This is a genomic window from Micromonospora sicca (assembly GCF_003172935.1).
GTDB lineage: Bacteria > Actinomycetota > Actinomycetes > Mycobacteriales > Micromonosporaceae > Micromonospora > Micromonospora sicca.
On sequence record NZ_QGKS01000314.1, the window covers coordinates 1 to 7,808 of the forward strand.

At 72.7% G+C, this 7,808-nt stretch carries 8 protein-coding genes; 4 read left to right on the forward strand and 4 right to left on the reverse strand.

Annotated features, from left to right (window positions below; all coding sequences use genetic code 11):
* Window positions 1-26 precede the first annotated feature (26 nt).
* A complete protein-coding gene (locus DKT69_RS26275; protein ID WP_109804186.1) occupies window positions 27-1,343 on the reverse strand; it encodes a serine hydrolase domain-containing protein in 1,317 nt (438 codons plus the stop codon).
* A gap of 94 nt (window positions 1,344-1,437) precedes the next feature.
* Here DKT69_RS26275 and DKT69_RS26280 point away from each other — a divergent pair, with 94 nt between their 5' ends.
* The 4 genes from DKT69_RS26280 (at window position 1,438) to DKT69_RS26295 (ending at window position 6,270) form a co-directional block, all read left to right on the forward strand.
* Window positions 1,438-1,911: an NfeD family protein gene (locus DKT69_RS26280; protein WP_109804181.1), complete on the forward strand. Its 474-nt coding sequence runs from the start codon at window positions 1,438-1,440 to the stop codon at window positions 1,909-1,911.
* Between the two features lie 5 nt (window positions 1,912-1,916).
* Complete coding sequence (locus tag DKT69_RS26285; protein WP_109804182.1) at window positions 1,917-3,023, forward strand: SPFH domain-containing protein; 1,107 nt, start codon at window positions 1,917-1,919, stop codon at window positions 3,021-3,023.
* 148 nt (window positions 3,024-3,171) lie between these two features.
* Window positions 3,172-3,972, forward strand: a complete 801-nt coding sequence (locus DKT69_RS26290) for a hypothetical protein (protein ID WP_109804183.1) — start codon at window positions 3,172-3,174, stop codon at window positions 3,970-3,972.
* A 93-nt stretch (window positions 3,973-4,065) separates the two neighbouring features.
* Window positions 4,066-6,270 (forward strand): transglycosylase domain-containing protein, encoded by a 2,205-nt coding sequence (locus DKT69_RS26295; protein ID WP_109804184.1) that lies wholly within the window; start codon window positions 4,066-4,068, stop codon window positions 6,268-6,270.
* Window positions 6,271-6,348: 78 nt separating this feature from the next.
* Here DKT69_RS26295 and DKT69_RS26300 read toward each other — a convergent pair whose 3' ends face one another.
* The 3 genes from DKT69_RS26300 to DKT69_RS26310 form a co-directional block, all read right to left on the reverse strand.
* Window positions 6,349-6,759, reverse strand: a complete 411-nt coding sequence (locus tag DKT69_RS26300; RefSeq protein WP_109804185.1) for a GNAT family N-acetyltransferase — start codon at window positions 6,757-6,759, stop codon at window positions 6,349-6,351.
* Window positions 6,760-6,789: 30 nt separating this feature from the next.
* Window positions 6,790-7,215 (reverse strand): thymidylate kinase, encoded by a 426-nt coding sequence (locus DKT69_RS26305; protein ID WP_236648362.1) that lies wholly within the window; start codon window positions 7,213-7,215, stop codon window positions 6,790-6,792.
* Window positions 7,216-7,298: 83 nt separating this feature from the next.
* Window positions 7,299-7,808, reverse strand: a 510-nt coding sequence (locus DKT69_RS26310) for an RNA-guided endonuclease InsQ/TnpB family protein (protein WP_146231214.1), incomplete at its 5' end; no start/stop codon positions are given.

Here is a 7,808-nt window from a genome sequence, read left to right on the forward strand (position 1 = left end):
AGAGACAGGGTGGGGTGGGGTGGTCGTCAGGGTTCCTGGTCGGGGCTGCGGGTGAAGACGAAGGTGGCGATGTCGAGGGCGACCGGACGGCCCGCCTCGTCGCGGATGACGGTGAGCAGCTCGCCGTCCTGGCCGCCGGAGCGTCCCCGCCAGCGGTCCGGGCCCTCGGGGGCGAACCGGAGCACCGGCTGACCGACCGGGCCGGCCAGCAGGTCGCCGGAGCCGTCGGGACGCAGCTCGTACTCGGCGCCCATCCACCACCAGCGGCCGGTCAGCTCGGCGAGGTCGGCCGGGGGCGGCGCGGCGGCCGGGCGCCACGGCGGCACCGCGGCCGGCTCGGCGTCCAGCACCAGGGTGAGGATCTGCCGGGCCAGCCCGACGATGTGATGGCCGCCGCGCAGGCCGTACGAGTTGGCGAAGTCGACCACGGCGGTGCGGCCGGGCCGGTGGACGGCGAGCCCGGCGACGTACCCGGGCATCGAGCCGCCGTGGCCCACGTACACGCGGTCGGCGACCCGGTAGAGCTCAACGCCGAGGCCGTGCCCGCCGGTCCACGAGTCGAGGTCGCTGATCACCACCGGCGCGCACATCTCGGTCAGGGTCCCCGGCGCGAGCACGTCCGGCGCCGGGTCGGCCAGGAACGCGGCCCAGCGGGCCAGGTCCTCGACGGTGGACCAGAGCTGTCCGGCGGGGGCCATCGCCCCGGTGTCGGTACGCGGCTCCTCGCGAAGGGTGTCGTGCCAGGGGTGCACGATATAGCCGCGGGCGTACGGCTCGGTGGGGTGGTAGGTGGTCCGGCGCATGTCGAGCGGTTCGAGGATCCGTGCCCGGAGCAGGTCGTACCAGGCGGTGCCGGTGATCCGCTCCAGCACCCCGCCCAGCAGCCCGTACGCCAGGTTGGAGTAGTGGTACACGTGGTGCGGCGGGTAGGCGATCTTGTCCGGGGTCAGCCCGGCGACCAGGGTGGCCAGGTCGACCCCCTCGGTCCGCTCCCACCAGGACCCCTCCGGTTCTCGCTGCAGGCCGCTGGCGTGCCCCAGCAACTGGCGCAGGGTGAGCGCGCCGACCGGGGTGCCGGGCAGGTGCCGCTCCAACGGGTCGTCCAGGGCGAGCCGGCCGGCGTCCCGTTGCTGCATGACCAGCACCGCGGTCATCGTCTTGCTGATCGAGCCGATCCGGTACTGCCGGTCGGCGTCCGGCCGCGGGTGCTCACCGGCGACCGCGAGGTGCGCGAGGGTGCCGTCCCGGACCACCCCGAGGGCGAGCGAGGGGGCCCGCCCCTCCGCCTGGGCCCGGGCGACCAGGGCGTCGACCTGTCGGGCGGTGTCGGGCAGCAGGGGCACGGCATTCTCCTCGGTGGGCACGGGTTCCGGTGCCGCCGAGCTTACTGATCATCGCGGGGCGCTGCCGCGTGCGTCGACGTGTCACGATTGCCGTGTGGACGCCGTGGTGTGGATCGTGCTGGGTGTGGTGCTGGCGGTCGCCGAGATCTTCACGACGACGCTGTTCCTGATCATGTTCGCGGCCGGGGCGTTCGCCGCCGCCGGGGCCGCCGCGCTCGGTGCCCCCGTGGCGCTGCAGGCGCTGGTGTTCGCGGTGGTCTCCGCGCTCTCGGTGGCGCTGGTCCGGCCGGTCATCCGGCGGCACGCGCAGTCCGCGCTGGAGAGCGGCGACCAGCCGTTCGGCGTGGAGGCGATCGAGGGCTCCACCGCGCTGGTGCTGGAACCGGTGGACGCCGAGCACGGCATGGTCAAGATCGACGGCGAGCTGTGGAGCGCCCGCGCGTACGACGTGACGCAGAGTATCTCCCCCGGTGAGCGGGTGCAGGTGATCAAGGTCCGGGGCGCCACCGCCCTGGTCTGGCAGGACGACATTTCCCACCCCGGTGAGCTTCCCGAAGCGAAAAGGTGAACGGTATGGACTTTGCATTGGTGCTGTTGGCCGCCGTGGCGTTGATCGTCGTGGTGACGCTGATCAAGGCGGTGCGCATCGTGCCGCAGCAGCGCCAGGACGTGGTCGAACGGCTCGGCAAGTACAAGCGCACCCTCAACCCGGGCCTCAATCTGCTGGTCCCCTTCATCGACGCCGTGCGCACCAAGGTCGACATGCGGGAGCAGGTGGTCAGCTTCCCGCCGCAGCCGGTGATCACCTCGGACAACCTGGTGGTCTCGATCGACACGGTGCTCTACTTCAAGGTGGTCGACGCGGTCCGGGCGACCTACGAGATCTCGAGCTTCCTCCAGGCCATCGAGCAGCTCACCGTCACCACGCTGCGCAACGTGATCGGTTCGCTGGACCTGGAGCGCGCGCTGACCAGCCGGGATGAGATCAACCGGCACCTCTCCGGGGTGCTGGACGAGACCACCGGCCGGTGGGGCATCAAGGTCACCCGGGTCGAGATCAAGGCGATCGAGCCGCCGGCGAGCATCCGGGACTCGATGGAGAAGCAGATGCGCGCCGAGCGGGACCGCCGGGCGGCGATCCTCACGGCCGAGGGCCACAAGCAGTCGCAGATCCTCACCGCCGAGGGTGAGAAGCAGTCCGCCGTGCTCCGCGCCGACGGTGACCGGCAGGCCCGGATCCTCCAGGCGGAGGGCCAGGCGAAGGCGATCCGTACCGTCTTCGACGCCATCCACCAGGCCAACCCGAGTCAGAAGGTGCTCGCGTACCAGTACCTCCAGGCCCTGCCGCAGATCGCCAACGGCACCGCCAACAAGGTCTGGATCATCCCGGCGGAGCTGACCAAGGCTCTCGAGGGGATGGGCGGCGCGCTGGGTGGTCTGAGCCAGATGGTGGGTGACCTCCCGGCGCCGGAAGCGGCTGACCGCGCGAGCCAGGTCGAGCGCGAGGCCGCCGAGGCGGCGCAGGCTGCCGCCGCTGCGGCCCAGCAGATCCACGACGAGGTACGCGTCGCCGAGGCGCAGGCCACCGGCGGCGCGAAGCCGCAGGGGCTGCCCGCGCCGGAGCCGGTCTCCCCGGAGAGCCTGCTCAACGACCCGTCGGACCAGCGCGAGCGGGGCTGACCCGGCCGCCGTCCGAGCCGGGCGGCAAATGCGAGAAACACTCATGCGACGCCCCGGCGCCTGCCACGATCGGTCTGAGGACGGGTGGTGAGCAGGAGCCGGGGCGCCGTACGCGTCCCGCGCCGCCCGCAGGCGAGCGAGGTGACGCATGAAGGATCCGGCGAACAGTTTGTGGTCCCGGGAACCGGTGCCCGGCGCGCACGATCCCGCCGGTCCGCTGGGCACCCGGCGTACCGGGGGCGGGTTCGGGGTGCTGCCGTTCGTCTCCGACCCCGGGCCGGCCGCCCCGGCCACCAACGCGAGCTGGGCCTGGTCGGTGCGGCGGTTCGCCCGTGCGGCGGTCTGGCTGCTGCCCGCGTACGCGATCCTCTACGGCGCGGTGGCGATGACCAGTGACGGTGGCGTGGGCAACGACCCGTACCCGGCCGACGGCCGGTCGCTCTACCTGGTGGGCTGGGTGGCCGCGGTCTGGCTCGGGCTGCTCGCCCTGCTGGCCCTGACCGGGCTGCTCGCCGCCACCCGCTGCCGCCGGGTCGCCGCGGCCGGCCTGCTGGTCAGCATCGCCGGGACCGTGCTGATGCTGCCGTTCGCCGGGCTCGCCGAGCAGACCCCGGTCTTCGGGACCACCGCGCGCGGCCTGGTCCTCTTCGGCGCCACCTGCTACAGCCTGGGGTGGTTCCTCACCGGGTGGTCGGTCGCCCGGTCGGGGATGTTCAGCTACGGCGACGGGACCATGCTGATGATCGCCGCCCCGCTGCTCGGCCTCGGCGGTGCGCTGATCGGCTCGTTGCAGACCTTCGGCGCGCTCTTCGTGCTGGTCGCCGGCATCGGCATCGGCTACCGCTCGGGCCGCCTGGTGCCCGCCACCATCGCCCGGGACGCCGCCACCGCCAGCGTCTCCACCCCGGGCGTGCCCGGATCCTCCCCGAACGGCCCCCTGCCCACCTGATGACCAGCCCGTAGCTGAGAGATCGCCGTGAGGTAACTGACAGTTGCCTGGCGGGGTGGTCGGTTGGCGGCTTTCGCGGTAATCCTGGGCTGCATGCCGTCACCCCGGTCGCCGCTGTCGCGGCTCTTCACCGTGCTCCTCGCCGGCGCCCTCGCCGGGCTCGTCCTCGCGGTCGCCGCGCTGCCCGGCGGCCTGCTCGGCGGGTCGGTCGCCAAGGCGGCCCTCGGGGCGTACGCGGAGCTGCCCGACGCGCTGCGCACCCCCGCGCAGCCCCAGCGCTCCTACCTCTACGCCAACGACGGCAAGACCCTGATCACCACGTTCTACGACGTGAACCGCACCGACGTGCCGCTGGCGGAGATCGCCCCGGTGATGCGGCAGGCAATCGTCTCGGCCGAGGACCGGCGCTTCTACTCCCACGGCGGGGCGGACCTGCGCGGCATCGCCCGGGCCCTGGTCGCCAACCTCCGCGGCGGCGGCACCGAGCAGGGCGGTTCCACGCTGACCATGCAATACGTCCGCAACGTGCTCAAGACCGACCCCACCAGGACGGCGGAGGAGCGGCAGGCCGCCACCGAGCAGACCGTCGGGCGCAAGATCCAGGAGATCCGGTACGCGGCCGCGCTGGAGAAGACCCTCAGCAAGGACGAGATCCTCAACCGCTACCTGAACATCGCGTACTTCGGCTCCGGGGCGTACGGCGTCGCCGCGGCCAGCCAGCGCTACTTCGGCAAGGCGCCGGCCGACCTGACCCTGGGCGAGGCGGCCCTGCTCGCCGGGCTGGTGCAGTCGCCCGACGAGTACAGCCCGATCGACGGTGACAAGGCGCGGGCGCTGGAGCGCCGCGCGTACGTGCTCGACGCCATGGCCGAGACCGGCGCGATCAGCGCGGCGCAGGCCGCCGCGGCCAAGGCGGAGAAGCTGACCCTGCACCCGACCGCTCAGCCCAACGGCTGCACCGCGGTCGCCCAGGGGCACGACGACTGGGGCTTCTTCTGCGCCTACCTCCGCCAGTGGTGGCTGACCCAGCCCGCCTTCGGCAACACGGTCAAGGAGCGCGAGCAGGCGCTGCGCCGCGGCGGCTACACCGTGGTCACCTCGCTGGACCCGAAGGTCCAGCAGACCGCGCAGCAGCAGGCCACCGGCGTCTACGGGTACGACAACAAGCGTGCCCTGCCGATCGCGGCGGTCGAGCCGGGCACCGGCCGGGTGCTCGCCATGGCGGTGAACCGGCACTACAGCCTGGACGAGAACCCGGCCGGGCAGGCCAACCACCCGAACACCGTTAACCCGCTGATCTCCGGCGGCGACAGCGTCGACGGCTACCAGGCCGGCTCCACCTTCAAACTCTTCACCATGCTCGCCGCGCTGGAGGCCGGCAAGCCGCTCTCGACCGGCTTCGACGCCCCGAGCAAGCTGCCCACCCGGTACGCGGCCGAGGGCGAGGGCACCTGCGACGGCAAGTGGTGCCCGGCCAACGCCAACCCGGCGTGGATGGACGGGTACCGGATGATGTGGGACGGCTTCGGCCGCTCCGTGAACACCTACTTCGTCTGGCTGGCCGAGCAGGTCGGGCCGGCGAAGGCGGTCGAGATGGCGCAGCGGCTCGGCATCAGGTTCCGGGCCGAGTCCGACGCCGCCTTCGCCAAGGACGACGCGGAGAACTGGGGCGCGTTCACCCTCGGGGTGGCCGCCACCACCCCGCTCGACCTGGCCAACGCGTACGCCACGGTGGCCGCCGAGGGGACGTACTGCACCCCGCTGCCGGTGGTCTCGGTGACCGCCGCGAACGGTGCGAAGGTGGCCGTCGGCCAGCCGTCCTGCAAGAAGGTGCTGGACACCGACGTGTCCCGGGCGGCCACCGACGCGGCCCGCTGCCCGGTCGGCCAGCAGTCGGCGTACGGGCAGTGCAACGGCGGCACCGCGACCTCGGTCGACCGGATCGTCGGCCGGCCGGTGGCCGGTAAGACCGGTAGCTCCGAGCAGAACGCCACGGAGACCTTCGTCGGCTTCACCCCGCAGGTGGCCGTCGCCGGCATCGCCGCCAACCCGGACGACTCGACCGACCTGGTCGGCTCGCCGGTGCAGGCGAAGGTGATCGACGCGGTGGCCCGGGTGATCAAGACCGCGGTCGGCGGTCAGCCGGTGAAGGACTTCACCGCGCCGAGCCGTGAGCTGGCCGGCGACCCGCAGCGGCCGAAGCCGCAGCCGACCCCGCGGCCCCACCAGCCACGACAGGAGCAGGACCGGGGCCTCCCGTCGGACCTCCTGCGCTGGCTCCAGAACCGCCGCGGCTGACGGACAGCTTGAGATCTTGGGCAGTTGCCGGTCACGACCGGCGACTGCCCAAGATCCGTTCCTCGGGCGGGCGTCGCCTCAGCGGGGGCCGACGCGGAACATGCCGGTCAGGTCGTCGTGCACCGCGTACCCGAACCGGCGGTAGAGGCTGACCGACTCCCCGGCGGCGAAGAGCCCGACGAACGTCCGGGACGAGGCGCGCGCGGCGATCCACTCCTCCAGCCGGCCCAGGATCGCCGCGCCGACCCCGCGCCGCTGCCGCTCCGGCAGCACCGCCAGGTCCTGGAGGTAGTAGTAGATCGCCCCGTCGCCGACCAGCCGGCCGAGCCCGATGACCCGGTCGCCCTCGACCGCGACCACCCCGTGCAGTGAGGCGGCCAGCGAGGCCGGGATCGCCGCCCGGTCGTACGCGTCGGCCCAGCCGACGCCGGACGTGACGGCGACGAACTCCCCGACGGTGGGCAGCCGGTCCACCAGGCGGAACTCCATGATCGACAATGTAGCCCGGCGGGCGCGCGGTCAGCGCCCGACCAGGGGCGACACCACCCGGTCCAGTGCCGCCGCCTCCTCGTCCGGGTCGCCGTCCCCGTCGACCACCACGAACGTCCCGAATTCCGGCAGCGCCCGGTAGGCGGCGTCCAGCGCCCGCAGGTGCGCCAACTCCTCGGTGTCGATGCCCCGGGCCGCGACTCGGTCCTTCGCCACCGTCGGTGAGGTGGCCAGGAAGCAGACCACGGTCGGCCGGGGAAAGAGCGCGTACGCGGCCCGGACCGCCCGCCCGCCGCGGTCGCCGCGGGCCGCCATGATCACGTACTGGCACCAGGTCCAGCGGTCCAGTACCGCCGTCCGGCCGGTCACCCGGGACCAGAGCAGCGTGCGGCTCATCGCCAGCGCGCGGATGGTCGCCTCCAGGGCCGGGTAGCGGGTACGGCCGAACAACGCCACGCCGTCGCGCCGGCCGAGGGCCAGGGCGAGTCGGTTCCACAGCGGGCGCCCGCCGGCGTTCTCGAATTGACGTTCTCTCCGCCCTAGAGTGCGGAGATTCCCTCCACGTTGCGTGTGGAACACGCGGTGTGCGGGTGGATTCCTGCTTCTCGGCGCGGTGCCGGCAGGGGTGCCGGTCTTACCTGCGCTCCACAGGCGTTTAGGCTCTCGGCGCGTCCCGCCGCGAGGATGTTGATTGCCGCGTTGACGTCCCGGTCGTGGACCGCCCCGCATGGGCAGGTCCACGATCGGACGGACAGCGGTTTGGGTCCGTCGAGCCGCCCGCACGTGGAGCATGTCTGCGATGTGGGCGCGAACCGGCCGATCCGGCGGAAGCTGCGCCGGTACCGTGCGGCCTTGTACTCCAACATGTGCACGAACTGTGTCCAGCCGGCGTCGTGCACCGACTTCGCCAGCCGGGTGCGGCCGAGACCGGTGACGCACAGGTCCTCGACGTGCACCGCTTGGTTGTCGCGGATGATCCGGGTCGAGAGCTTGTGCTGCCAGTCCCGCCGGCTGTCGGCCACCCGGGCGTGCGCCCGGGCGACCTTGAC

Excerpts from the sequence above, each read along its gene's own strand:
- DKT69_RS26285 (WP_109804182.1), top strand. The coding sequence starts at position 1,917 with ATGGACTTTGCATTGGTGCTGTTGGCCGCCGTGGCGTTGATCGTCGTG.
- DKT69_RS26295 (WP_109804184.1), top strand. The coding sequence starts at position 4,066 with ATGCCGTCACCCCGGTCGCCGCTGTCGCGGCTCTTCACCGTGCTCCTC.
- DKT69_RS26290 (WP_109804183.1), top strand. The coding sequence starts at position 3,172 with ATGAAGGATCCGGCGAACAGTTTGTGGTCCCGGGAACCGGTGCCCGGC.
- DKT69_RS26300 (WP_109804185.1), bottom strand. The coding sequence starts at position 6,759 with ATGGAGTTCCGCCTGGTGGACCGGCTGCCCACCGTCGGGGAGTTCGTC.